Origin of the sequence: Bradyrhizobium sp. URHD0069, from assembly GCF_000701345.1 — a bacterium.
Classification (GTDB): domain Bacteria; phylum Pseudomonadota; class Alphaproteobacteria; order Rhizobiales; family Xanthobacteraceae; genus Bradyrhizobium.
On record NZ_JNIJ01000015.1, the window covers coordinates 134,913 to 158,230 of the forward strand.

23 protein-coding genes are annotated in these 23,318 nt (G+C 62.9%); 15 read left to right on the forward strand and 8 right to left on the reverse strand.

The features are described from left to right. Window positions 1-20 precede the first annotated feature (20 nt). Window positions 21-938 (reverse strand): LysR substrate-binding domain-containing protein, encoded by a 918-nt coding sequence (locus N554_RS0110280; protein WP_029583390.1) that lies wholly within the window; start codon window positions 936-938, stop codon window positions 21-23. 87 nt (window positions 939-1,025) lie between these two features. Between N554_RS0110280 and N554_RS0110285 the strand changes: the two genes are divergently transcribed. The 3 genes from N554_RS0110285 (at window position 1,026) to N554_RS42935 (ending at window position 3,238) form a co-directional block, all read left to right on the forward strand. Next, window positions 1,026-1,787, forward strand: a complete 762-nt coding sequence (locus tag N554_RS0110285; protein ID WP_029583391.1) for a sulfite exporter TauE/SafE family protein — start codon at window positions 1,026-1,028, stop codon at window positions 1,785-1,787. A gap of 218 nt (window positions 1,788-2,005) precedes the next feature. Beyond that, entirely contained in the window at window positions 2,006-2,713 is a 708-nt protein-coding gene (locus tag N554_RS0110290) for a glutathione binding-like protein (RefSeq protein WP_029583392.1), read from the forward strand. Window positions 2,714-2,896: 183 nt separating this feature from the next. After that, entirely contained in the window at window positions 2,897-3,238 is a 342-nt protein-coding gene (locus N554_RS42935; protein WP_156041874.1) for a hypothetical protein, read from the forward strand. Between the two features lie 5 nt (window positions 3,239-3,243). On the opposite strand, the gene N554_RS0110300 is transcribed toward N554_RS42935, so the two are convergent. The 4 genes from N554_RS0110300 to N554_RS40925 all read right to left on the reverse strand — a co-directional run bounded on the left by N554_RS0110300 (window position 3,244) and on the right by N554_RS40925 (window position 6,868). Continuing rightward, entirely contained in the window at window positions 3,244-4,182 is a 939-nt protein-coding gene (locus tag N554_RS0110300) for an aldo/keto reductase (protein WP_029583394.1), read from the reverse strand. A 127-nt stretch (window positions 4,183-4,309) separates the two neighbouring features. Next, window positions 4,310-5,146, reverse strand: a complete 837-nt coding sequence (locus tag N554_RS0110305) for a lyso-ornithine lipid O-acyltransferase (RefSeq protein ID WP_029583395.1) — start codon at window positions 5,144-5,146, stop codon at window positions 4,310-4,312. 315 nt (window positions 5,147-5,461) lie between these two features. Beyond that, window positions 5,462-6,622: a PQQ-dependent sugar dehydrogenase gene (locus N554_RS0110310; protein WP_029583396.1), complete on the reverse strand. Its 1,161-nt coding sequence runs from the start codon at window positions 6,620-6,622 to the stop codon at window positions 5,462-5,464. A 69-nt stretch (window positions 6,623-6,691) separates the two neighbouring features. Continuing rightward, window positions 6,692-6,868, reverse strand: coding sequence for a hypothetical protein (locus N554_RS40925; RefSeq protein WP_197033525.1), 177 nt, complete (start codon window positions 6,866-6,868; stop codon window positions 6,692-6,694). On the opposite strand from N554_RS40925, the gene N554_RS39790 reads away from it, so the two are divergent. Beyond that, window positions 6,867-7,010: a hypothetical protein gene (locus N554_RS39790; protein ID WP_156041875.1), complete on the forward strand. Its 144-nt coding sequence runs from the start codon at window positions 6,867-6,869 to the stop codon at window positions 7,008-7,010. The genes N554_RS40925 and N554_RS39790 overlap by 2 nt on opposite strands. A 3-nt stretch (window positions 7,011-7,013) precedes the next feature. Here N554_RS39790 and N554_RS0110325 read toward each other — a convergent pair whose 3' ends face one another. Next, window positions 7,014-7,667 (reverse strand): glutathione S-transferase family protein, encoded by a 654-nt coding sequence (locus N554_RS0110325; RefSeq protein WP_029583397.1) that lies wholly within the window; start codon window positions 7,665-7,667, stop codon window positions 7,014-7,016. Window positions 7,668-7,853: 186 nt separating this feature from the next. After that, window positions 7,854-9,065 (reverse strand): glycosyltransferase family 87 protein, encoded by a 1,212-nt coding sequence (locus tag N554_RS0110330; RefSeq protein ID WP_371259472.1) that lies wholly within the window; start codon window positions 9,063-9,065, stop codon window positions 7,854-7,856. 244 nt (window positions 9,066-9,309) lie between these two features. Here N554_RS0110330 and N554_RS0110335 point away from each other — a divergent pair, with 244 nt between their 5' ends. The 8 genes from N554_RS0110335 (at window position 9,310) to N554_RS0110380 (ending at window position 18,678) form a co-directional block, all read left to right on the forward strand. Continuing rightward, a complete protein-coding gene (locus tag N554_RS0110335; RefSeq protein WP_029583399.1) occupies window positions 9,310-10,512 on the forward strand; it encodes a pyridoxal phosphate-dependent aminotransferase in 1,203 nt (400 codons plus the stop codon). Window positions 10,513-10,874: 362 nt separating this feature from the next. After that, window positions 10,875-11,360, forward strand: a complete 486-nt coding sequence (locus N554_RS0110340) for a DUF992 domain-containing protein (protein WP_029583400.1) — start codon at window positions 10,875-10,877, stop codon at window positions 11,358-11,360. 285 nt (window positions 11,361-11,645) lie between these two features. Beyond that, window positions 11,646-13,691 (forward strand): elongation factor G, encoded by a 2,046-nt coding sequence (locus N554_RS0110350; protein ID WP_029583401.1) that lies wholly within the window; start codon window positions 11,646-11,648, stop codon window positions 13,689-13,691. Window positions 13,692-13,794: 103 nt separating this feature from the next. Continuing rightward, window positions 13,795-15,531: a SulP family inorganic anion transporter gene (locus N554_RS0110355; protein ID WP_029583402.1), complete on the forward strand. Its 1,737-nt coding sequence runs from the start codon at window positions 13,795-13,797 to the stop codon at window positions 15,529-15,531. A 110-nt stretch (window positions 15,532-15,641) separates the two neighbouring features. Beyond that, window positions 15,642-16,286 carry a YoaK family protein gene (locus N554_RS0110365; protein ID WP_029583403.1) on the forward strand — a complete coding sequence of 215 codons (645 nt, stop codon included), beginning with the start codon at window positions 15,642-15,644 and terminating at the stop codon, window positions 16,284-16,286. A 146-nt stretch (window positions 16,287-16,432) separates the two neighbouring features. Next, entirely contained in the window at window positions 16,433-17,266 is an 834-nt protein-coding gene (locus N554_RS0110370; protein ID WP_029583404.1) for a shikimate dehydrogenase, read from the forward strand. Window positions 17,267-17,323: 57 nt separating this feature from the next. Then, on the forward strand, window positions 17,324-17,950 hold the full coding sequence (locus N554_RS0110375; protein WP_029583405.1) for a hypothetical protein: 627 nt from the start codon (window positions 17,324-17,326) through the stop codon (window positions 17,948-17,950). Window positions 17,951-18,048: 98 nt separating this feature from the next. Next, a complete protein-coding gene (locus N554_RS0110380) occupies window positions 18,049-18,678 on the forward strand; it encodes a hypothetical protein (protein WP_029583406.1) in 630 nt (209 codons plus the stop codon). 209 nt (window positions 18,679-18,887) lie between these two features. Here the strand turns inward: N554_RS0110380 and N554_RS0110385 are convergent, their stop codons facing one another. After that, entirely contained in the window at window positions 18,888-20,024 is a 1,137-nt protein-coding gene (locus N554_RS0110385; RefSeq protein WP_029583407.1) for an alpha-hydroxy acid oxidase, read from the reverse strand. 107 nt (window positions 20,025-20,131) lie between these two features. Between N554_RS0110385 and N554_RS40930 the strand changes: the two genes are divergently transcribed. The 3 genes from N554_RS40930 to N554_RS0110400 all read left to right on the forward strand — a co-directional run bounded on the left by N554_RS40930 (window position 20,132) and on the right by N554_RS0110400 (window position 23,219). Next, a complete protein-coding gene (locus tag N554_RS40930; RefSeq protein ID WP_197033526.1) occupies window positions 20,132-20,299 on the forward strand; it encodes a hypothetical protein in 168 nt (55 codons plus the stop codon). Window positions 20,300-20,507: 208 nt separating this feature from the next. Next, window positions 20,508-21,854 carry a phosphoglucosamine mutase gene (gene glmM / locus N554_RS0110395; RefSeq protein WP_029583408.1) on the forward strand — a complete coding sequence of 449 codons (1,347 nt, stop codon included), beginning with the start codon at window positions 20,508-20,510 and terminating at the stop codon, window positions 21,852-21,854. 105 nt (window positions 21,855-21,959) lie between these two features. Next, entirely contained in the window at window positions 21,960-23,219 is a 1,260-nt protein-coding gene (locus N554_RS0110400) for an MFS transporter (RefSeq protein WP_029583409.1), read from the forward strand. The last annotated feature ends 99 nt before the right edge of the window (window positions 23,220-23,318 follow it).

A 23,318-nucleotide genomic window follows, 5' to 3' on the forward strand; every position in this document is an offset into this window, starting at 1 on the left:
ATGATCAATGTCTGACTTGCTCAACCGCCATTGCGACGGACCTTGCCGATGCGCTTGCCACGCGCGGCAGGCTCGGCCGCGGCATGCATCATCCAGCGCCGGAACGCGGCGAAATCGCGCTGCTCGGTTTGGAAGCTGCGATAGACCAGATACCAGCGCATACCCTTCGGCACCGTCAATGCGAAAGGCGCGACCAGCCGTCCGGCGGCGAGATCGTCGTCGATATAGGGCCGAATGCCCATGGCCACGCCTAACCCGTCGACGGCGGCCTGCAGCGCCTGGCCGTAGTATTGAATCTGCGGTCCGCGCGCCGTCACGCGCGCGACGCCGGCGGCCTTGAGCCACAACGGCCAGTCCTCGGGCGAATGTGCGACGCGCAGCAGGCTCGGTCCCATGAGATCGCCGGGGCGTTTCAGCTGCGCCGCCAGCCGTGGCGCGCACACCGGCAGCAGGTCGCCGGCGAACAGCGGTTCGGCCATCAGGCCCGGCCACTCACCGTCGCCGAGTTTGATGCCGCAGCTCCAGTCCTCGCCGAACGGCGCCGCCGCGCCGCCGGTGGTGATGCGCACGTCGATATCAGGCTCCTGTTTGCGAAAATCCGCCAGTCGCGGGATCAGCCATCGCATGGCAAAAGTCGGGCCGACGCCGATGGTCAGCACCCGCAGGCTGGACGGGGCCGTCACCTGCGCGGTCAGGCTCGCCAGCGCATCGAAGATCGGCGTCAGGCCGCTTTGGTACGCGCGCCCCGCCGAGGTCATCGCCAGCCGGTTCGCCTTGCGCTCGAACAGAGCGACGCCGAGCCGCTGCTCCAGCAGATGCACCATCCGGCTCACCGCCGCCGCCGATACGTTGAGCTCCGCACCGGCGCCGGCGAAGCTTCCGCTTCGTGCCGCGGCCTCGAACGCCTTGATGCCGTTGAGAAACAGCAGCCGCCGCATTTCACCCTCAGGAAAACTGATGCCAGGCCACGATAAGTCAATTTGCGCAGCAAGTCCAAGCAGGGCAGAAATGATCAGGAGATTCGAATGACGCCGCTGATGATTGCAGCGCTTGGCCTGCTGATGGTCGCGACAGCGTTTCTGTCCGGGCTGTTCGGCATGGCCGGCGGCCTGATCCTGATCGGCGTGCTGCTGACGCTGATGCCGCTGCCAACGGCGATGGTGCTGCATGCGGTCACGCAAATGGCCTCCAATGGCTGGCGCGCTTTTTTGTGGCGGAGCCACATCCGGTGGCGGCCGGTAGCGATCTATCTGATCGGATGCGCGATCGCCCTTGGAGCATGGTCGATCACCCGCTATGTGCCGGACAAGCCGATAGCGCTGCTTTTGCTGGGGGTGACGCCGTTCATGGCGCGGCTGACGCCGCCGGGCCTGAAGCCCAACCCTGAGAGCATCTGGCAGGGCACCTTCTATGGCTCGATCTGCATGGGGCTGATGCTGATGACCGGCGTCTCAGGGCCGCTGATGGATACCTTCTTCCTCGGCGGCAAGTTCGATCGCCGCGGCATCGTCGCGACCAAGGCCACCTGTCAGGTCGCCAGTCATTTCGTGAAGCTCATCTATTTCGGCGGCATCATCGACCAGGCCGCCACGCTCGATCCTGTGCTCGCCGCGCTCGCCGTCGCGGCGTCGATGCTCGGCACGACGCTGGCGCGGCGCATCCTTGAGGCCATGACGGACTTGCAGTTTCGCACGTGGGCGAGGTGGCTGATCACCACGGTTGCCGGCTATTACATCATTTACGGAAGCTGGCTGCTGCTGGCGCGGAGCTCAGCTGCTTTCTTTTGAAAGGCGCAAAGCTGCTGCGCAAGCACGGCCGCCTCAGTTGATTGCGCTTAGCGCGTTCCATCCATCATGTACTGCAGATCAATTCGCCGCGATGCGAAACGCCCACCATTGACTTCGCGTTCACGATGCGGTGCGTTCACGATGCGGTGAACTTTTTGCGATCGCATGCAATTCCGCGGGTGCCGGTATGCATCTCCGCGGCAGCACAGGAACACGCCATGATCGATCTTTACTACTGGACCACCCCGAACGGCCACAAGATCACGATGTTTCTCGAAGAGACCGGGCTAAAATACAAGATTTTCCCGATCAACATCGGCAAGGGTGACCAGTTCAAGCCGGAGTTTCTGGCGATCGCGCCGAACAACCGCATTCCCGCGTTGGTCGATCACGAGCCGAAGGGCGGCGGCAAGCCGATCTCGATCTTCGAATCCGGCGCGATGTTGTTGTATCTCGCGGAGAAGACCGGCAAACTCCTCCCCTCGGACATCTACGGCCGTTACGATGCGATCCAGTGGACGTTCTGGCAGATGGGTGGGCTCGGGCCGATGGCCGGGCAGAACCATCACTTCAACAATTACGCCCAGGAAAAGATCAAATACGCCATCGACCGCTATGTGAACGAGACCAACCGGCTCTACGGCGTGCTCAACAAGCGGCTCTCCGATCGCGAGTTCATCGCCGGCGACTACTCGATCGCTGACATGGCGAGCTATCCCTGGATCGTACCGTACAAGAACCAGAGCCAGAACATCGACGATTTCCCGCATCTCAAGCGCTGGCTCGAGACCATCCGCGAGCGGCCAGCGACCGTGCGCGCCTACGCCAAGGCCAAGGAGGTCAATCCGAATTTTGGCCAGCCGTCGATCCGCACCGAGGAAGAACGCAAGCTGTTGTTCGGGCAGACCGCCGCGGTGGTGAGGTAACGCTAGTCGGCAGCGCCTTGTTAGTCGTCATCATCCGCGAAAGCGGATGATCCAGTAAACGCAGGCGGTGTTGGTTCGCACGAACACTGCGGAAGACTAAATGCCCCGCCGGAGCCTGTCATCGGGCGGCCCTTTGCGCCGACCCCTTGGCGGGGCATGACGGAAACGCAGGAGGGCAGCTCGATGTCTTTAAAGCTGTTCGGCGGCGAGGGCGGTCGCGCCATGGGCATGGCGCGCAAATCGCCCTGGCTGAGGTCCAGGCTGTGCGCCCGAATTTGCGCCTATCAGGATGACGAGCCGGCATCACCTGCGACGGTCTGCGCCGCCATGTTGCGCAGGCAATCGCGGCACAGGCAATCGCTGCCATCGATGGGCATCGGCAGCCGCGCGGCTTCCTCGGCGCACCAGCACGGTCCCGCGAGGCTGCAGGTGAATTCCGTGCCGCAGCCCGAACAAGCGAGGCGCCGCGAGAGCGGATTTTCCAACCGATTTGTCATGACCAGAGCCGAACCCATCGGGCAATGACGAATTTATTTGGTAATTCTATCGATCTCCGCGAAATCCTCAACGCTCAGCGCCCAGTCGATCGCCTTGACGTTTTGCTCGATCTGCTCGACGCGGGTGGCGCCGGCGATCACGCTCGATACCTGCGGCCGCGCCGCCAGCCATGAGAACGCCAGCTCGAGCATGGTGTGCCCGCGTGCCTGCGCGAAGGCCTGCAGCTTCTCGACGATGTCCTCGTTGCGTGGCGTGACATACCGGTCGCGCAGCGCGGGGGTTTTCGCAAAGCGCGTGTCCTCCGGCGCCGCGGCGCCGCGTTTATATTTCCCCGTCAACAAACCGCTGGCCAGAGGGAAGAACGGCAGCAGGCCGAGCTTGTATTCCTGCGCCGCGGGCAGCAAATCCTTTTCGATGTCGCGCACGACCAGGCTGTATTCGTCCTGGCACGACACGAACCGGCTGACATTGATGGCGCGCGCAGTCAGCTCGGTTTCGGCGATACGCCATGCCGGGAAATTCGAATTGCCGATGTAGCGGACCTTGCCTTGCCGTATCAGGTCGTCCAGCGCCCGCAGGGTTTCCTCGATCGGCGTCAGCGGGTCGTAATCGTGCTGCTGGTAGAGATCGATGTAGTCGGTGTTCAGCCGCCGCAGGCTCGCCTCCACGGCGGACATGATGTAGCGCCGCGACGCGCCTTGCTTGGTGTCGTCGGTGCTCATCGGCTTGGCGTATTTCGTCGCCAGCACGATGTCCTTGCGTCGGTCGCCGAGCACCTGGCCCAGCACGGTCTCGGAGCCCCCCATCCCGGCATAGATGTCGGCGGTGTCGAACAGCGTGATTCCGAGGTCGATCGCCTTGTGGATCACCTTGCGCGAGGTTTCGAGATCGGTGCGCTGGCCGAAATTGTTGCAGCCGAGGCCGACGGCGGAAACGCGCAGGCCGGAGCCGCCGAGATTGCGAATTTGCATGATTATTCCTGTGAGGAGGGCGCGACGTGAGATTCTAATGTGGCCCGGGCGCGCTGAAGCCGCAAGACGCGGTCTTGACCGGGTGCTTCAATCCGGCATGAAGCCGGCCAGATTTGATCTGGTGCTGCTATGTCGATGCCGGTATCGCCGCGATTTCATCGCCCGGTGCTTCGACAGCGGATGGGGATGAGCGTAGCGCCGCCGCAGTCATGCGGCGTACCGATTTTTCGGCGTCGCGCGCGATCACCTTGCGGTCCGCGCTCGTGTCGTAGGCGACCGCCTCGCCCCAGCTCACGGTGACATCGACGGCACCTGACGCCAGCACGTGCAGCAGATGCGGGGCCAGGTCGGCGTCACCGTACCACGCCACGCGCTCGCGCAACGCACGGCCGATCGGCAGACCCCCGAAGCTGACATAGGCCAGCGACATCGGCTGCACGGTAACGTGGGTGTGATGGGTGCTGTTGCCGAGCGCGTGATGGACCGCGCCGACCAGCGACGAGCGGAACGGCAACACGCGAATCCCGTCGCTCGAGGTGCCCTCCGCGAACAGCACCACGGCGTCGCCGCCGAGCAGCCGGCCCGCGATCTCCTTTGTCGCGGCGCCGGTCTGGTGACGGGCCTGCCGGTTGATGAAGATCGTTCGCTGCAATCGGGCAAGCCAGCCGAGCACCGGCCATCCCGCGACCTCGCTCTTGGCGACGAACACCACCGGCGCGAGCGAAGCGATCACGCATATGTCCAGCCAGGAGACATGGTTGGACAGGATCAGTACGGGACTTGCCATCGATCGCCGGCCAAGCTCGCGAATCCGCACCCCGATCAGCGCGCAGAGCACGCGATGGTAAAGATGGGGGATGATCCGCTGCAGCCGCAGATCGAAGGCGAGGCCGATCACTTGAAACGGCAGCAGCACAAGGGTGAGGGCGAGCAACGCCAATGCGATTGATATGATACGGATCATGTAAGTGGTTCGCTGACGTAAATACCGGGGCAGCGGAGGAGCACGGGGGCCGTTGCGCGCGGCGGTCATGCGCAACGCAACCAGTGCGGTGACGAAAAAATGCGGCCCCGGTCAGACGCGGCGACTGACGGGGACCGCTGGGGCGTTTGATCCGTGACGGGGGGCTTGATCAGACGCAGGGCGAAACCTAGCCTTGACGTGTAACGCGGCCATGACAGCCAGACTTATCCACAGGCCGGACGGAAGCCCGATCACGCTGGCTGAACTGAGCTTGGCGCAAGCGGAGGCGTGTCCGACCGTGTGCGGGACAAAGGATCACTTCGCGGCCGGTGATACCCGCAAAATCCGCCCCGCCGAACTGTCGGTGAGCAGCCAGAGCGCTCCGTCAGGTCCCTGCCGCACATCGCGAATTCGCTCGTGCAGATTTCGCAAGAGGCGTTCTTCGCCCGTCACGGTGTTGCCGTTGACCGACAGCCGCACCAGCATCTTGCCGGCGAGCGCGCCGGTGAACAGGCTGCCGGCCCATTTCGGAAACAACTTGCCTGTATAGAACGTCATGCCGGACGGGGCGATCGATGGCACCCAGTATTTGACCGGCTGCTCCATACCGTCCTTGGCAGTTCTCTCGTGAATCTTGGCGCCGCTATAGTCGATGCCGTAGCCGATCACCGGCCAGCCGTAGTTCTTGCCCTTGCCGATGACGTTGACCTCATCGCCGCCGCGCGGGCCATGTTCGATCTCCCAAAGATCATTCGAGGCGGGATTGATCGCGAGACTCTGCTGGTTGCGATGGCCGTAACTCCAGATTTCCGGCTTTGCATCTTTGCGGCCGACGAATGGATTGTCCGTGGGGGCTGAACCATCAGGCGTGATGCGGATCAGCTTGCCCAGATGATTGCCAAGGTTCTGCGCCTCATCGCGGTAAATGAAATGATCGCCCAGCGTGACGAACAGATTACCGTCGTTCGCCTGCACAATACGGCAGCCGTAGTGATTGCCCGACGACAGTGGTCCTTCCTGCCGGAAGATGATCTTGACGTCGTCGAGCCTGCCATCGCCGTCGTTCAGTTTTGCCCGCGCCACCGCGGTACGGCCGCCGCCACCGGTTCGCTCGGCGAAGCAAAAATAGATGGTTCTGTTTTGCGCGTAGGATTTGTCGAGGATGACGTCGAGCAATCCGCCCTGGCCCGAGGCCCAGACCTCGGGCACGCCCTTCAGCGGCGGCGAAAGCTGTCCTTCCGTCGTGACGATTCGCATGCGGCCGGGGCGTTCGGTCACCAGCATCCGGCCATCGGGCAAGAACGCCAGCGACCACGGGACGACCAGTCCGCTGGCGACGGTCTGGACCTCAAGCTGTCCGGCCGATGACGCAAACGAGGTGTCTTCGCCGCGCGTGCCCGTGGCGATCAGGAATGAGGCTGCCAGCAGGATAGCCGCCGTCAGCGACGCGGTAACAAGTGCGACAGGTGTTTTCATCGTTGCCCGATCGCCGTGCCGACCACCGCGTGTTGCTGCGAAGAAACCGGCCCGGAAAATTGATCTGAGTTACGCCGGAATCGGCATTGCCATGGTGACCTTGATCGAAAGCACTGTAAGGGTGACGATCAGGCACAGCGACAGCGCACCGATCGCGAGGGAGGCCGCAACCGCGCCGGTCAGCCGGAAGGAAGCGACAGGCGCGGAGCGGCTGTGAAAGCCCCAGGCGCCGGGCGACCGAATCATGGCCGAAATCCTTCAACACGCAGGCGAATCACCTGCGACATCCACAAATTTCGCAGATATCGCCGGCAAGATTGGGGCGGTGGCCGGCCCCGAAGATGGCAAAATGGCGGCGGGAAGCCATGCCCGCTATTTGCTTGCGTGACCTTTAAGCCTCGGCGGCCATGCCGGCCGCATCGTCGATTTCGGCGCCGGGCCGCCAGTCCATGGAGACGAAGCCGGGCGTCTGTTCGACCCGCCGCAACCAGCCGCGGATCGCTGGGAACGTCGCGAGATCGTAATCGCAACGGTCGGCGAGGTGAGTGTAGCCGTAGAGCGCGATATCCGCGACCGTGAGCTGGCCCGTTGCGAAGTATTCGTGCGTCTTGAGATGATTTTCCATCACCTGCAGCGCGGCATAGCCACGCTCCATCCAGTCTTCCAGCGCGTGCGTCTGCAGGTCGCGGCCCCCTCGGACCAGTGACAACCAGAAATAGGCCGCGCCGATATTCGGCTCCAGCGCGTGCTGTTCGAAGAACATCCACTGCAGCGCTTCGGCGCGTTCGATCCGCGTTTCCGGCGCAAGCGAGGTGCCACCGGCGACATACCAGAGGATGGCGTTGGATTCAGCGAGGTAGCGTCCCTCCGCGACTTCCAGGAGCGGCACCTGTCCGCTGGGATTCTTCGATAGAAAGTCCGGCGTGCGGCTCTCGCCCCGTAGAATGTCGATCTCGATCGCACGATAGGGCGCGTTGAGCAGGGCCAGCGCAAGGCGCACCTTGTAGCTGTTGCCGGAGCGCTGCATCGAATAAAGTTTGTACATCCGGATTCATTTGATCGGTGGGACACGCCGTGTGCGGCAAGTGAGATTGCTTGTCGCCCCGCAACACGGCCAAACAATGATGCCGATGCAGGAACGTCGCAAGTCCCGCAAGTTAGAAAAAGTCGAAAACCTCTACCGCACTGCAACGACGCAGAAGATCTTGCCAACACGGCTGAACACAACAGATCACGCTTGCGCGATTCTGGGTGAACCTAGTCCGGCGCGGGCCAGCGTCGCGCGCCGCATGATCAAGGCATACAGCGCGAGCACCGCCAAGAAACCAAGGGGTATGCCGGTCGCAGCGGCGGCCCCGCGTGCGAGCAGCGGCACCATCCATACTGCAGCAAGCAGGGTTATTTCGTAATTGCGGAAGCCATTCGCAGAACTGGCGATGATGAGGAACGCAATCGTCGGCGCAATGATCATCAGGTCGTAGTCAAGCACATGCGGCGAGGCCAGTAACGTCGCGACCATCAGCAGCGCCGCCTTCAGGTCGGGGTCGCTGGTGGACAAACGCCAAACCCACGCCACGCTGCAGACGGCCGCCGCCGATGCCACGGCCTGAACCATGTAAGCGAAAGATATTCCGCCGCCCAACATCCGCACCGCCGCAAAAACGCTTTGCAGTTTTTCGAATCCGACGTTCCCCTGTTCAAGCAGCAGCTGTCGCGAGGTTTCGGTTGATGCTGCGAACGACCACCAGAGTTCGGGACCAAATGCGAGATATGTCGCGCCGGCCATTGCGATCACCGTGGTGCCGGCGGCGATAGTGGGTCGCCACTGACCGGCGGCAAGCAATGCGAACGGAATGAGGAGCCCGAATTGCGGCTTGTAAGCGAGAAGTCCGAACAGGATGCCGGAGACGATGGGCCGTTGCGGCAATGCCACGAGCGCCGCACCGAATAGCCCGGCGGTGAGAAAGCCGTTTTGGCCATGGCCCAGATTGATGAAGACCGCCGGGAACGCTGCAGCAACCGGCAGCCAGAGACGAGCGATCGCTCCGCCTTCTCCTCGCGGTCGCCGCAAGATGGCGGCGATGATGGCCAGATAAAGTGCGAAGGTCCCGCCCTGCCAAACTGCCAGTGCCAGTGGATAGGGCAGCAGCGCCAAAGGTGCGGCTACGAATAAAAACATCGGCGGATACAGCCAACCATAATACGGCGTGGCCGCGCCGAACAACTGCTGTTCGCGCGCGTAGTGCGCGGCCATGTCGTAGACGTCACCTGCTCGACCATCGAGGACCAGCGAACCTGCGGCGTAAAAGCTCGAAAAATCGGTGCCGATGGGCTTGCCGTTGCGATCGACCAGGCCGTGCGAAAGCGCGATCCACCCGACGATCGCAATGGCATAGAGGCCGAGCAGGATCAGGCTGTAGCCGCGCGCGCGCTCGACGGTCACCCATTGGCCGGATCGCAGCTTTTGCCAAGGCGGTCTTTGCCAGAAATGAGCCATTTCGACGCAAAATTTTATGAATGTTGCGCCAAGCCTAGCGTCCGGCCTTTAACGCTTCCTGAAACTCCGGCGTCACGAAGCTGTTTTGAGCAACCTTCTTGCGAGGCAGCGGAACGCGCTTTAGGGTGCATCGATCCCAACAAGAAGAGTCGTGGACGAGCCGGTTCGCGACGTTTGCAAGGAGATGATGATGCCGTTCCTGTCCGCTGCGCTCGACCGTGTGAAGCCGTCCGCGACCATCGCGGTCACGGATAAAGCGCGCGCGCTCAAAGCGGCCGGCCGCAACATCATCGGCCTTGGCGCCGGCGAGCCCGATTTTGACACCCCGGCGAACATCAAGCTCGCGGCGATCCGTGCCATCGAGGCAGGCAAGACCAAATATACCGATGTCGGCGGCATTCCCGAGTTGAAGGAGGCGATCATCGCCAAGTTCCAGCGCGAGAACGGACTTACCTACAAGCCGAACCAGGTCATCGTCGGGACCGGCGGCAAGCAGGTGCTCTACAACGCGCTGATGGCCACCATCAATCCGGGCGACGAGGTAATCATTCCCGCGCCCTATTGGGTGAGTTATCCGGAAATGGTGGCGCTCGCCGGCGGCGAACCGGTGCCAGTGGTATGCACGGCGGAGCAGGGCTTCAAGCTGCAGCCCGCCGCACTCGAGAAGGCGATCACGCCGAAGACCAAGTGGGTCATCCTGTGCTCGCCGTCGAACCCGACCGGCGCCGCCTATACGCGTACCGAGCTGAAGGCGATCACCGACGTGCTGGTGAAGCACCCTCAAGTCTGGGTCATGACCGACGATATGTACGAGCATCTGGTCTATGACGACTTCGTGTTCACCACGCCCGTGCAGATCGAGCCGAAACTTTACGACCGGACGTTGACGGTGAACGGCGTGTCGAAAGCCTACTGCATGACGGGCTGGCGCATCGGTTATGCGGGCGGTCCCGCCGAGCTGATCAAGGCGATGGCGACGATCCAGTCGCAGTCCACGTCGAGCCCGTCATCGATCTCGCAATGGGCGTCGGTCGAAGCCCTCAACGGGCCGCAGGACTTCATCCCGGTGAACAACAAGATGTTCAAGGAGCGTCGCGATCTCGTGGTGTCGATGCTCAATCAGGCCAAGGGCATCGATTGTCCGCGGCCGCAGGGCGCGTTCTATGTCTACCCCTCCTGCGCCGGGACCATCGGCAAGACTTCGCCGTCGGGCAAGGCAATCGCCAACGACGAAGACTTCGTCACCGAGCTATTGGAAAGCGAAGGCGTTGCGGTGGTGCAGGGTTCGGCCTTCGGGCTTGGTCCCGCGTTCCGCATCTCCTATGCAACCAAGACTTCCGATCTCGACGATGCCTGCAAACGCATCCAGCGATTTTGCGGCAATTTGAGATAGGCAAATCAGTTGTAAAGGTGCAGTCGGTGCGGTTCACGCATGGCGGTCCTCGCCGGCAATACCACGCGTATCGTCCTCAGAGCTGAGACGCCACCGCCCCAACCCAACAGAGGCCCGTGCAAGCGGGCCTCTGTTTATTTGATTTGCACGTTATTTTATCTATTTTATTTGCGCCGTCGCCGTGGTTTCCGAGTTCGCTCGTTTCCCTCGCGCCCGGAATGACGTTTGCGTCGTCATTGGCTTCCGAGCACCGCAATCTGGCACGGCTGCCGATGTTGTGGCATACGGAAGTGAGCGCCGGAAATTGCGGCGCCCTCTTTGATTATTTTCTCGCATCACGTTCATCAGCCGGAGATTTCTGCATGCGCCGTTCGTTCATCCTTGCCTGGGCCGCCGTTGCCACACTGGTTACGCTGTTCGCTGGCGCCAAGGCCCAGCAGCCGATGCAGGCCGTGCAGGTCGGCATTCTCGAATGCCGCGGCGGCGCTAGCGTCGGCTTCATCGTCGGCTCGGTGACCCATCTCGGTTGCGTGCTGCGCGGCGAAGGGGTGCCGGAAGACCGTTACGTCGCGACCATCCGCAAGGTTGGCCTCGATCTCGGCATTACCCAGGAAACGACGCTGGCCTGGGGCGTCTACGCACCGGTTGCGCGGTTCGGCCCCGGCGCCCTCGCGGGCGATTACGCCGGCGCGCAGGGCAGTGCATCGATCGGCGTCGGGCTCGGCGGTAACGTGCTGGTCGGCGGCTCGGCGAATTCCATCGCGCTGCAACCACTCAGCGTGCAGGGCCAGGTCGGCCTCAATATCGCCGCCGGGCTGCAAAGCCTGGAACTCCGTCCGGGAAGGTAAGCAATCAATTCGGTTCGCGGTCATTGCGTGGAGCGAAGCGATGAAGCAACCAAGCTTGCCTCGCCGCTTGCCTGCTTCGCGAAGCCTGTCCTCGGGCGCGCATTCGTGCGAACCCGTTGGCTCGCAATGATGCACTGGCTGAAGCTGCGCCTTGCAACGATGTGATGTGATGTGATGAACGATGCACCGCAGCGACATTTTTCCTGCTTGCCAAATTGCGGCCGTGGGGAGAGCATCTAGCCCGCCGACCCAATCAAGGGCCGAGCTCCAGATGAGGAGACGGCGATGGGACAAGACGTCAGTCCCCGAGGTCCACGGTGCATCGCGCTGGTGGGCCCTTTCCAAAGCGGTAAAACCACACTCCTTGAAGCGATATTGGCGCGCACCGGCGCAATTCCGCGCGCCGGCAGCGTGGATGCCGGAACTTCCGTCGGCGACGCCAGCGCCGAGGCCCGGAACCACAAGATGGGCGTCGGCCTCACTGCTGCCACGACGAATTTCATGGGGGACAGTTACACTTTTATCGATTGCCCCGGTTCCGTAGAATTCGCGCACGACATGCGCACTGCGATCCCGGCGGTCGACGCCGCGGTGGTGGTTTGCGAGGCCGACGAACGCAAGCTGCCGCAACTTCAGATTATCCTGCGCGAACTGGAAGATCTCGGCATCCCGCGCTTTCTGTATCTCAACAAAATCGACAAGGCCAACGCGCGCATACGCGAGACGCTCGCGACATTGCAGCCGGCGTCGCGGATTCCGCTGGTGCTGCGGCAGATTCCGATTTGGAACGGCGAATTGATCGCGGGCTTCGTCGATCTGGCGCTGGAACGCGCCTTCGTCTATCGCGAACACAAGGCCTCCGAAGTCGTGGCGCTGGAAGGCGGCGATCTCGACCGCGAGAAGGAGGCCCGCTTCTCGATGCTGGAAAAGCTCGCCGATCACGACGACGCGCTGATGGAGCAATTGCTCGAGGATATCCCGCCGCCGCGCGATGCGGTATTCGACGATCTCGCCCGCGAATTGCGCGAAGGGCTGATCTGTCCGGTGCTGCTCGGCTCGGCTATGCGCGGGAACGGCGTGCTGCGCCTGATGAAGGCGCTGCGTCATGAATCGCCCGGTGTAGCCGAGACCGCAAAGCGGCTCGGCACACCGTCGACCAAGGATGCGCTGGCCTATGTATTCAAGACCGTGCATTTGCAGCACGGCGGCAAGCTATCGCTGACGCGCGTGCTTGCCGGGCATCTCAATGACGGCGCGACGCTGCAATCCTCATCGGGCGAGACCGCTCGGGTGTCCGGGATATCAGCGGTGAACTGCGCACTCGACACCAAGCGCGCCTCCGCCGAAGCCGGCGATACGGTCGCGCTCAGCAAACTCGACACCATCAAGACCGGCGACACGCTCTCGAGCGGCAAGACCGCTCCACCAGCGCTGGTCACCATTGAGCCGTCGCCCCCGGTGCTGGCAATGGCGATCGCCGCAACCGACCGCAAGGACGACGTCAAACTGGGCCAGGCCCTGTTGCGGCTGAACGAGGAGGATCCCTCGCTGACGATGATCCAGAACCCCCGAACCCACGATATCGTGCTGTGGGGGCAGGGCGAGATGCATTTGCGGGTCGCCCTGGAGCGTCTGCGCGACCGCTTCGGCGTCAACGTCAAATCGCAGCCGCCGGCGGTCGGATATCAGGAGACCATCCGCAAATCGATCACTCAGCGCGGCCGGCACAAGAAGCAATCCGGTGGCCACGGCCAGTTCGGCGACGTGGTGCTGGAGATCAAACCGCTGCCGCGCGGTACCGGCTTTGAGTTTCAGGAAAGGGTCGTCGGCGGCGCGGTGCCGCGAAATTATATCGGCGCGGTGGAAGAGGGCGTGGTCGATGGACTGATGCGCGGCCCGCTCGGCTTTCCCGTCCTCGACGTTCAGGTGACGCTGATCGATGGCTCCTATCACAGCGTGGATTCTTCCGATCTCGCCTTCCGCACCGCGGCGCGCATCGGCGTCAGCGAAGGGCTGCCGCAGTGCCAGCCGGTGTTGCTGGAGCCGATCCATGTGGTGGAAATCGTCTGTCCCACCGAGGCTACGGCGAAGATCAACGCCATCCTGTCCGGGCGGCGGGGGCAGATTCTCGGCTTCGATACCCGTGACGATTGGCCCGGATGGGATCGTGTCCGCGCCATGATGCCGGAAGCCGAGATCGGTGAATTGATCGTGGAGTTGCGCTCGGCGACGGCGGGTGCCGGCAGCTTCACCCGGCAGTTCGACCATATGGCCGAGGTCACGGGCCGCACCGCCGATCAGATCATCGCCGCGCATCGCGTCGCGGCATGATTTCTACTGTCGATGCTGCGGGACCGTGATCCCGCTCAATAATCCGTCGCATCGGCCCTTGCATGGTATCGTCCCGAATCGGAAAGACAGGGAGCGACCGGGCATGCGGCAGATCAAAGCGCCGACCTTTGCCGAATTGTATGCGCCGAAGCTGATCACGGTGCTGCGTGAAGGTTATGGTTTTGCGGATTTTCGCGCCGACGTGATTTCCGGCCTGACGGTGGCGATTGTCGCGCTGCCGCTGTCGATGGCGATCGCTATCGCGTCGGGGGTGACCCCGGATCGCGGACTTTATGCCGCCGTGATCGGCGGCTTCATCGTCTCATTGCTCGGCGGCAGCCGGTTCCAGGTCGGCGGACCCGCCGGCGCGTTCATCGTGCTGGTGGCGCTGACCGTCCAGCGCCACGGTGTTGACGGCGTGATTCTCGCCACCGCGATGGCCGGCTTGTTTCTGATTGCCGCCGGCTTGCTTCGGCTCGGCACCTACATCAAATTCATTCCCTATCCGGTGACGGTGGGATTCACCGCCGGGATCGCCGTCATTATCTTCGCCAGCCAGCTCAAGGATCTGCTGGGCATCACGCTGACGACCACAGAGCCCGGCGAATTCATTCCGAAGCTTGAGGCGCTGGCGCGGGGGCTGCACACCGCCAACCTTTCAGCGGTCGCGGTGGCTGCCGTGAGCATCGCCATCGTCGTCGCGCTCCGAAAGTTGCGGCCGCACTGGCCCGGCATCCTGATCGCGGTCGTCGTCGCGGCGCTCGGCACATGGGCGCTGTCGCTGCCGGTGGAGACCATCGGCACCCGCTTCGGCGGCATTCCCCGGCAATTGCCCTCGCCGGCGTGGCCGCTGTTCTCGCTGGAGAAGGCGCGATTGGTCCTGCCGGACGCGATTGCGTTCGCATTGCTGGGCGCAATCGAGTCCTTGCTGTCGGCCGTGGTGGCCGACGGCATGACCGGCCGCAGGCATCGCTCCAATTGCGAGTTGGTGGCGCAAGGGTTCGCCAATATCGGATCGGCGCTGTTCGGCGGCATCTGTGTCACCGGCACCATCGCGCGGACCGCGACCAACGTCCGCGCCGGGGCGCGGGGACCGATCTCCGGAATGCTGCATTCGGTGTTTCTGTTGCTGTTCATGCTGATCGCGGCCCCGCTGGCGAGCTACATTCCGCTTGCCGCGCTGGCCTCGGTGCTGGTGATAGTCGCCTGGAACATGGCGGAGAAGCAGGAATTCGCGACCTTGATCCGCTCCTCGCGAGGCGATGCCACCGTGCTGCTCGCCACCTTTCTACTGACGATCTTTCGCGACCTCACCGAGGGCATCCTCGTCGGCTTCGCGCTCGGCGCGGTGCTGTTCATCAACCGCATGGCGCAGATGACGGGTATCGAGGCTGATTCGCCGCTGGTGACGGAGGACAGGGCCGACGACGGCAACGGCGATCGCGTGCCCTACGATGCCAGCCTTGCCGCCGACCCCGATGTGCTGGTGTACCGCATCACCGGCGCGTTCTTCTTCGGCGCGGCATCGACAGTAGGGACGGTGCTCGACAGCATCGCCGACACCCGCAAGGCCTTCGTGGTCGATTTCGCGGCGGTACCGTTTCTCGACTCCACCGCGGCCAATGCGATGAGCCGGGTTGCGACCAAGGCAAAGCGGCAGGGCATCCGGCTCTACATCACCGGCGCTTCGCCGACGGTGCGCCGCGCGCTGTTGACCCACGGGGTCAGGCCGCCGCGCGCCAGATTTCGCGAAACCATCGCGCGGGCCGTCGCAGACATTAAGGGGCATCGCGACAAGCCTTCCCCCGCCGCCGCGCCGGAAGGGCTCGCGGCAGGCTAGGCCGGCGGTGGACCGCGCTCCGGCGTGGTCATGCTTTCCAAGTCGGCCGCTTTCAAGTCGGCCGCTTTCATGAACACTATCGTTGGATCGCAACGACGGTGCGCAGGACGATGCTTGATTCAAGCCGCAACGTTGCCCTGGCCTGCGCGCTGAGCGCGCTGGCCGGCTATGTCGACGGCATCGGTTTCCTGCATCTCGGCGGCCTGTTTGTTTCTTTCATGAGCGGCAACTCGACGCGGATGGGCGTCAGCCTTGGCGATGGGAATTGGCTGGATGCAGCCAAGGCGTTCGGCCTGATCGCGCTGTTCGTGATCGGCGCCGCCGCCGGCAGCCTTATCGTGCTTGGCCGCGGTGCCAATCGCCAGCCCTGGCTGCTGCTGTTAGAGGCGGCGCTGCTCGCCGGCGCCGCGCTTTGCTATGCATTCGGCCTGCCGAATGTCGCGATCGCCGCGATCGTGCTGGCGATGGGGTTGGAGAACGCGGTGTTCCAGATCGACGGCGGCGCGGGTCTCGGCCTCACTTACGTCACCGGCGCGCTGGTGAAGGCCGGACAACTCATTGCAGCCGCCCTGACCGGCGGCGCACGCTGGGGCTGGGCGCCCAACCTGCTGCTGTGGGCGGCGCTGGTGACGGGCGCCCTGTGCGGCGGGCTCGCCTATCACTGGATCAATCTCGCCGCGATCTGGTTTGCGGCCGGTGCGGCGCTGGCATTGAGCGCGATCAGCGTGTTCTTGACACAGTCGGATAGAAGATAAATTGATCGTCATGTCCGGTTTCTTCCCGCCATCCCGTCTTCGGCTATCAAGACAAAGGCGTGGATGGCCGGGACAAGCCCGTGGGCATGACGAAGGAGGATTTGTGCCAGATCGAACTTTTGATGCTGTAGTTAGAGAGATGTGGCGTGAATAAACCGCGCGCCGCGTGTCTGATCGGGTGGCCGGCGGCGCATTCGCGCTCGCCGCTGATCCATCATTACTGGCTGCGGAAGCTCGGCATCGAGGGCGGCTACAACATCGAGGCGGTGCCGCCCGAAGGCTTTGCCGAGTTCGTGTTGCACCTGTCGACCCACGGTTTTGTCGGCGCCAACGTCACCATTCCGCACAAGGAGCGCGCGCTGGCGCTGTCGGCGCCGGACGACCGCGCCCGCGCCGTCGGTGCGGCCAATACGCTGTGGTATGAGGGCGGCGAACTGCGCTCGACCAACACCGACATCGAAGGTTTTATCAACAACCTGGACGCCTGCGCGGCGGGCTGGGACGGTGTCGAGGATGCGCTGGTGCTTGGCGCCGGGGGCTCGGCGCGCGCGGTGGTGTTCGGATTGATCGAGCGCGGCGTCAAACGCGTGCATCTGGCAAACCGGACTATCGAACGAGCCCGCGCGCTTGCGGATCAGTTCGGCGCCGGCGTTCATGTCGCTTCATGGGATACTCTCAGCGATCTGCTGCCGCGCGTGGGCTTGCTGGTGAACACGACGTCGCTGGGCATGCACGGCCAGCCGGCGCTGGAGGTCGACGTCAGGCTGTTGCCGGCGCATGCCGTGGTCGCTGACCTCGTCTATGTGCCGCTGGAGACGCTGTTGCTGTCGGCGGCGCGGGCGCGCGGGTTGAAGACCGCCGATGGGCTCGGCATGCTGCTGCATCAGGCGGTGCGCGGATTCGAATTGTGGTTCGGACAGCGCCCTGAAGTCACATCAGAGCTTCGTGCGCTGGTGGAGGCCGATCTCACAAAGGTTTGAATTGGAATATCGTTGAAGCGCTGGTGTCTCTGTTACGGTGGCACAGGAGAACACCTTATGATCGTTTATCGCTCAACGTTTACTCGTCCGCTTGTCGCAGTTGCGATGGTTGTCGCATCGTCCCTCTACGCAATCGCCCAACAGCCGCCTACGCCGTCGCGCCTTCGCGGCACCATCGAAGGCGTTGACGGCGATGTGCTCGCCGTCAAATCGCGCGGCGGCGAGGACGTCAAGCTGCACATGACCCGCGACGTGCAGGTGGCGGGCATCACCAGGATCTCGCTGTCCGACATCAAGATTGGCTCCTTCATCGGCGCCACCACGGTGCCGGGACCGGACGGCAGCCAAAACGCGGTCGAGGTTCACGTGTTTCCGGAAAACATGCGCGGCACCGGGGAGGGATCCCGGCCCTACGATCTGCGTCCGAACAGCACCATGACCAATGCGACCGTGGCCGAGACCGTCGCAAGCAATGACGGTCACACCTTGATGGTCAAATACAAAGGCGGCGAGAAGAAAGTCGTGGTCTCGCCCGATACGCCTGTTGTGACCTATGTTCCCGCCGACAAATCCGATCTGAAGGCCGGCGCCAAGGTGATCGCCTTCATGAAGAAGCTGCCGGACGGTTCGCTCGAAACCAACCGGGTCAGCGTCGGCCGCGACGGCTTGACGCCACCGATGTGAGACCGGCCAAGGCCGTCTGCTCGCTCGACTGGGAATAGCTCCGCGACTGCGGGGTTTTCCGGTTGCGTGTCTGGTAAAAACATCTGGGAGGGAACGTCATGCCGAAAGTTGCCTTGTCGTTGCCGCGCGTGTTCGCGGCTGCGCTTACAGCCGTATCCGTGCTCGCATCGGTAGCGTGGGCGCAGCAGCCGCCGACGGTTCGGATTCGCGGCACCATCGAAGCCGTCGATGGTTCCTTGCTAACGGTGAAATCCCGCGAAGGTGCCGACTTGAAGGTGCGGGTGACCGACAATGTGGCCGTGTTCGGCGTCGCCAAGACCGCGTTGTCCGAGATCAAGCAGGGGTCGTACATCGGCGTTACAGCGATGCCCGAGCCTGACGGCACCCAGAAGGCGATCGCCGTTCATATCTTCCCCGAGACCCAGCGTGGCGCGGCCGAAGGCTTCCGGCCCTGGGATGCCCGTGCCAACAGCACCATGACGAACGCTACCGTCGCCGAGACGGTCGCCGGCACCGATGGTCAGAACATTCTGGTCAAATACAAGGACGGCGAAAAGAAAGTCGTGGTGCCGCCGAATACACCGATCGTGACGTTCGTTGCGGGCGACAAGTCCGAACTCAAGCCGGGTGCCAAGATCATCATCTTCGGCGCCACGAAGAAGGACGACGGCACACTGGAAGCCAACCGCGTCAATGTCGGTCGCGATGGCATCACGCCGCCGATGTAGTTGCGAAAAACCTCCAATAGGCATCTCAACGGGTCGTCCCCGCGAACGCGGGGACCCACACGCCGTGCACTATCATGCGGCGCTGAGGGCAGACAGCTTTCGTAACAATGAAGGCCGCCGGTTAAGGGTCCCGGCTCGCGCGGAGCCTGTCATCGGACGGCGCTTTGCCCCGATCCGTTGGCTTGCGCGGGCCGAGGACTGCTTCGCTGCTAGATCGCCAGCACGTGGTCGTCGATCTCGGCGATGGTGTTGACGCCGCACAGGCCCATGGTGGTGCTGAGCTCGTTGCGGATGATATCGATCGCCTTGGCAACGCCGGGGCCGCCGAAGGCGCCGAGGCCATAAATGTAGGCACGGCCGATCATGCAGGATTTGGCGCCTAGCGCGAGCGCCCGCATCACGTCCTGACCTGAGCGAATGCCGCCATCGAACATGATTTCCATCTGCGAGCCGATGGCGTCGGCGATCTCCGGCAGCACCTCGATCGACGACGGCGCGCCATCGAGCTGCCGGCCGCCGTGATTGGAGACCACCAGCGCCTGCGCGCCGGTCTTCGCCGCTTCCTGGGCGTCCTCGATGTCGAGAATGCCTTTGAGGATCAGCTTGCCGGGCCAGATGCTGCGGATCCACTCGACGTCTTTCCAGTTCAGCGTGGTGTCGAATTGCGTCCCGATCCACGTCCCCAGCGCGGTGATATCGTCGGTACCTTTGAGATGGCCGGCGAGATTGCCGAAGGTGCGGCGCTTGCCGCGCAGCACGCCGGATACCCATGCAGGCTTGGTGGCGAAATCGAAAAGCTTTGACAGCGTCCATTCCGGCGGCACCGTCATGCCGTTCTTGATGTCCTGATGACGCTGCCCGATCACCTGCAAATCGACGGTCAACACCAGCGCGCTGCATTTTGCCGCGATCGCGCGCTCGATCAGCGCCTTGATGAAGCCGCGGTCCTTCATGACGTAGAGCTGAAACCAGAAGGGCTTGTCGACGTTGGCGGCGACATCCTCGATCGAGCAGATCGACATGGTGCTCAGCGTGAACGGAATGCCGGCGGCCTGCGCGGCGCGGCAGGCGTGAATTTCGCCGTCGCCGAACTGCATGCCGCACAGCCCGATCGGCGCCAGGCTCAGCGGCAGCGCAGCAGGCTCGCCGAGTATCGTGGTCGAGAGATCGCGTTTCGACACATCCACCAGGATGCGCTGGCGAAACTTGATCTGCTGGAGATCGTCGCGATTGGCGCGCAACGTTTCCTCGGCGTAGGAGCCGCGGTCGGCGTAATCGAAAAATGCCTTGGGCACTTTGCGCCTATGGACCTGGCGTAGATCCTCGATGCAGGTAATGTGCTTCATACGCGCTCCCGGCCCTTCTTGTTTTTTTCGAACGTGCAGTCATCTAGCATGGCTGGGCTATCCGCCAAATCGCTCCGCGGAATGGGCATCGTGTCAGGAGGCCATCCATGACCGGATCACGCTCCGACCAGAAGGGCGCCAAAGAGGCCGAAAAGCGCCAGCTGGATCGGGTCTTGGAGGAAGCGCTGATGGAGACCTTTCCGGCTTCAGACCCGGTCAATGTCATCCAGCCGCCGCCTTCGAAAAGCGACCATTGCATCAGGCGCAAGGACTAGCCAGCGACCGCGCCAAGGCCCGGCAGCCGACATAATGCGAATATTTACAATATGTTAACCAATTAATTCCCGATTGGCCGACGGCAATGATTTATCATATTTTTTGAAGCCATTTAGTGCCGAAAGCATTATAACACCTGCACGCCGGGATGGCGGGCCTGAGTTTCTCGCCGGTTGGTTTGAGAGTCCTGGGGATGCCGGGGGATATATGAGCCGCAAATATTTCGGCACGGACGGGATTCGGGGCCGTGCCAACGGTTTGATCACGCCGGAGCTAGCGCTCAAAGTCGGGCAGGCGGCCGGATTGGTGTTTCAGCGCGGCGAGCATCGCCATCGCGTCGTCATCGGCAAGGACACGCGTCTTTCGGGATACATGATCGAATACGCCATGGTCGCCGGCTTTACTTCCGTCGGCATGGACGTGCTGCTGCTCGGCCCGATGCCGACACCGGCGGTGGCGATGCTGACCAAGTCGATGCGCGCCGATCTCGGCGTGATGATTTCCGCTTCGCATAATCTGTTCGAAGACAACGGCATCAAGCTGTTCGGCCCGCAGGGCTTCAAACTGTCCGACGATGTCGAAAGGCAGATCGAGCAGTTGATTGACGAATCACTCGACAAGCGCCTGGCGCAGAGCGCCAGCCTCGGGCGCGCCCGTCGCATCGACGGCGTCCATGACCGCTACATCGAATTCGCCAAGCGTACGCTGCCGCGCGACCTCAGCCTGGACGGCTTGCGCGTGGTAGTCGATTGCGCCAACGGCGCGGCCTATAAGGTGGTGCCGGAAGCGCTGTGGGAACTGGGCGCCGATGTTGTTTCCATCGGCGTCGAGCCGGACGGGTTCAACATCAACAAGGAGTGCGGATCCACCTCGCCGGAAGCGCTAAGCCGCAAGGTGCGCGAAATGCGCGCCGACATCGGCATCGCGCTCGACGGCGATGCCGATCGGGTCATCCTGGCCGATGAGCGCGGACACCTCGTCGATGGCGACCAGCTGCTCGCGGTGATCGCGCAAAGCTGGAAGGAAGACGGCCGCCTCGCCAAGCCGGGCGTCGTCTCGACCGTGATGTCGAATCTGGGATTGGAGCGTTTTCTCGAAGCGCAGGGCATTGAGCTGCTGCGCACGCCGGTCGGCGATCGCTATGTGCTCGAACGGATGTTGAGCGGCGGCTACAATCTTGGCGGCGAGCCCTCCGGTCACATCATTCTGTCGGACTACGCCACCACCGGCGACGGCTTTGTCTCGGCATTGCAGGTGCTCGCGGTGGTGCAAAAACTTCGCCGCCCGGTGTCGGAGGTCTGTCACCGCTTCGATCCATTGCCGCAAGTCCTGAAGAACGTGCGCTATCGCAGCGGCAAGCCGCTCGACGACGCCGAGGTCAAGTTGGCCATCGACGCCGGCGAAAAACGGCTCGACGGCCATGGCCGGTTGCTGGTCCGCTCCTCCGGCACCGAGCCGGTGATCCGCGTGATGGGCGAGGGCGACGATCGCATCCTGGTGGAAGAAGTGGTCGATCGCATCGTCACCGCGCTCGGCCAGACCGCGGCGGCTTAAGCGCGCCAATCGCATCGCAGCCATCAATTAATGGTGCTGGTCGGCCTAACGCTCGCGTCCTAGGAAACGCCTATTGCCTGCGACTCCGCCTCTGGGAATTACTCTTTGAACAAGCCTGTCGTCGTCTCCGAAGAAGCGCTGGTTGCGCCGGTGATCGTGCCGGACCTGAAGCCCGGCTCCGCCGCCCCGGCAGGCGTCGCGGGGCCAGCCTATGTCGTACTGGCGGGAATCAGCTTTTCGCATTTCCTCAACGACACCATGCAGTCGCTGATCGCTTCCGTGTATCCGATTCTGAAGGACAATTACGCGCTCGACTTCGCGCAAATCGGATTGATCACGCTGGCGTTCCAGTTCACGGCTTCCTTGCTACAGCCGGTGGTCGGGTATTTCACCGACAAGAAAGCTCAGCCGTTCTCGCTCGCCATCGGCATGGGATTCACTTTCTTTGGATTGCTGCTGCTTAGCGTCGCGCATCGTTACGGAATTATTCTGATTGCGGCGTCCCTGATCGGACTGGGCTCGGCGGTTTTTCATCCGGAATCGGCGCGGATCGCGCGCCTTGCCTCGGGCGGTCGCTACGGCTTTGCGCAATCGGTGTTTCAGCTGGGCGGCAATTTCGGAACCTCGATGGGGCCGCTGCTCGCGGCGTTGATCGTGGTGCCGTTCGGTCAGCCGAGCATCGCCTGGTTTTCCTCGATCGCATTCCTGGCGATCGTGATCCTGTGGCGCGTCGGGCACTGGTACAAACCGCAGATCACAGCAAAAAAGATGGCGCCGCTTCCTGCGCATCCGGACGCGCCGAGCTCGCGTCGGGTCATGGTCGCGCTGGTGGTGCTGGTCGGGCTATTGTTCTCGAAGCAGCTCTATGTGGCGAGCCTGTCGAGCTATTACATATTCTATCTGATCGACAAGTTCGCCGTCTCGACCCAGGCTGCTCAGCTCTATCTCTTTATTTTCCTCGCCTCGAATGCGGCGGGGGCATTCTTCGGCGGGCCGATGGGTGACCGCTTCGGCCGCAAATACGTGATCTGGTTTTCGATTCTAGGTGCGCTGCCGTTCACGCTGGCGCTGCCCTATGCCGGCTTGTACGCCAGCGCGGTGCTGACGGTGTTCATCGGCTTCATCATTTCGTCGGCAACGTCGTCGATCATCGTGTTAGCACAGGAATTGATGCCGCACCGCTTCGGGATGATCTCCGGGGTGTTCTTCGGATTTGCGTTCGGCTTCGGCGGTCTCGGCGCCGCCCTGCTCGGCAAGTTCGCCGACCACACCAGTCTCGCGTTCGTCTATCAGATCTGCGCGTTCCTGCCGGCGATCGGGCTGCTCGCGGTGTTCCTGCCGAAGCTGCCGAGAACCGCGCACTAAGGGCCGGCCGGGCCGCGTGGAATTCTCCGGGCCTTCATCAATGCATTGTTAGCAGTTGTGGCGATTCCGCCACGTCTTGCTGCGCGATTTCATCGTTGC

Excerpts from the sequence above, each read along its gene's own strand:
- N554_RS0110280 (WP_029583390.1), bottom strand. The coding sequence starts at position 938 with ATGCGGCGGCTGCTGTTTCTCAACGGCATCAAGGCGTTCGAGGCCGCG.
- N554_RS0110285 (WP_029583391.1), top strand. The coding sequence starts at position 1,026 with ATGACGCCGCTGATGATTGCAGCGCTTGGCCTGCTGATGGTCGCGACA.
- N554_RS0110290 (WP_029583392.1), top strand. The coding sequence starts at position 2,006 with ATGATCGATCTTTACTACTGGACCACCCCGAACGGCCACAAGATCACG.
- N554_RS42935 (WP_156041874.1), top strand. The coding sequence starts at position 2,897 with ATGTCTTTAAAGCTGTTCGGCGGCGAGGGCGGTCGCGCCATGGGCATG.
- N554_RS0110300 (WP_029583394.1), bottom strand. The coding sequence starts at position 4,182 with ATGCAAATTCGCAATCTCGGCGGCTCCGGCCTGCGCGTTTCCGCCGTC.
- N554_RS0110305 (WP_029583395.1), bottom strand. The coding sequence starts at position 5,146 with ATGATCCGTATCATATCAATCGCATTGGCGTTGCTCGCCCTCACCCTT.
- N554_RS0110310 (WP_029583396.1), bottom strand. The coding sequence starts at position 6,622 with ATGAAAACACCTGTCGCACTTGTTACCGCGTCGCTGACGGCGGCTATC.
- N554_RS39790 (WP_156041875.1), top strand. The coding sequence starts at position 6,867 with ATGGCCGAAATCCTTCAACACGCAGGCGAATCACCTGCGACATCCACA.
- N554_RS40925 (WP_197033525.1), bottom strand. The coding sequence starts at position 6,868 with ATGATTCGGTCGCCCGGCGCCTGGGGCTTTCACAGCCGCTCCGCGCCT.
- N554_RS0110325 (WP_029583397.1), bottom strand. The coding sequence starts at position 7,667 with ATGTACAAACTTTATTCGATGCAGCGCTCCGGCAACAGCTACAAGGTG.
- N554_RS0110335 (WP_029583399.1), top strand. The coding sequence starts at position 9,310 with ATGCCGTTCCTGTCCGCTGCGCTCGACCGTGTGAAGCCGTCCGCGACC.
- N554_RS0110340 (WP_029583400.1), top strand. The coding sequence starts at position 10,875 with ATGCGCCGTTCGTTCATCCTTGCCTGGGCCGCCGTTGCCACACTGGTT.
- N554_RS0110350 (WP_029583401.1), top strand. The coding sequence starts at position 11,646 with ATGGGACAAGACGTCAGTCCCCGAGGTCCACGGTGCATCGCGCTGGTG.
- N554_RS0110355 (WP_029583402.1), top strand. The coding sequence starts at position 13,795 with ATGCGGCAGATCAAAGCGCCGACCTTTGCCGAATTGTATGCGCCGAAG.
- N554_RS0110365 (WP_029583403.1), top strand. The coding sequence starts at position 15,642 with ATGCTTGATTCAAGCCGCAACGTTGCCCTGGCCTGCGCGCTGAGCGCG.
- N554_RS0110375 (WP_029583405.1), top strand. The coding sequence starts at position 17,324 with ATGATCGTTTATCGCTCAACGTTTACTCGTCCGCTTGTCGCAGTTGCG.
- N554_RS0110380 (WP_029583406.1), top strand. The coding sequence starts at position 18,049 with ATGCCGAAAGTTGCCTTGTCGTTGCCGCGCGTGTTCGCGGCTGCGCTT.
- N554_RS0110385 (WP_029583407.1), bottom strand. The coding sequence starts at position 20,024 with ATGAAGCACATTACCTGCATCGAGGATCTACGCCAGGTCCATAGGCGC.
- N554_RS40930 (WP_197033526.1), top strand. The coding sequence starts at position 20,132 with ATGACCGGATCACGCTCCGACCAGAAGGGCGCCAAAGAGGCCGAAAAG.
- glmM (WP_029583408.1), top strand. The coding sequence starts at position 20,508 with ATGAGCCGCAAATATTTCGGCACGGACGGGATTCGGGGCCGTGCCAAC.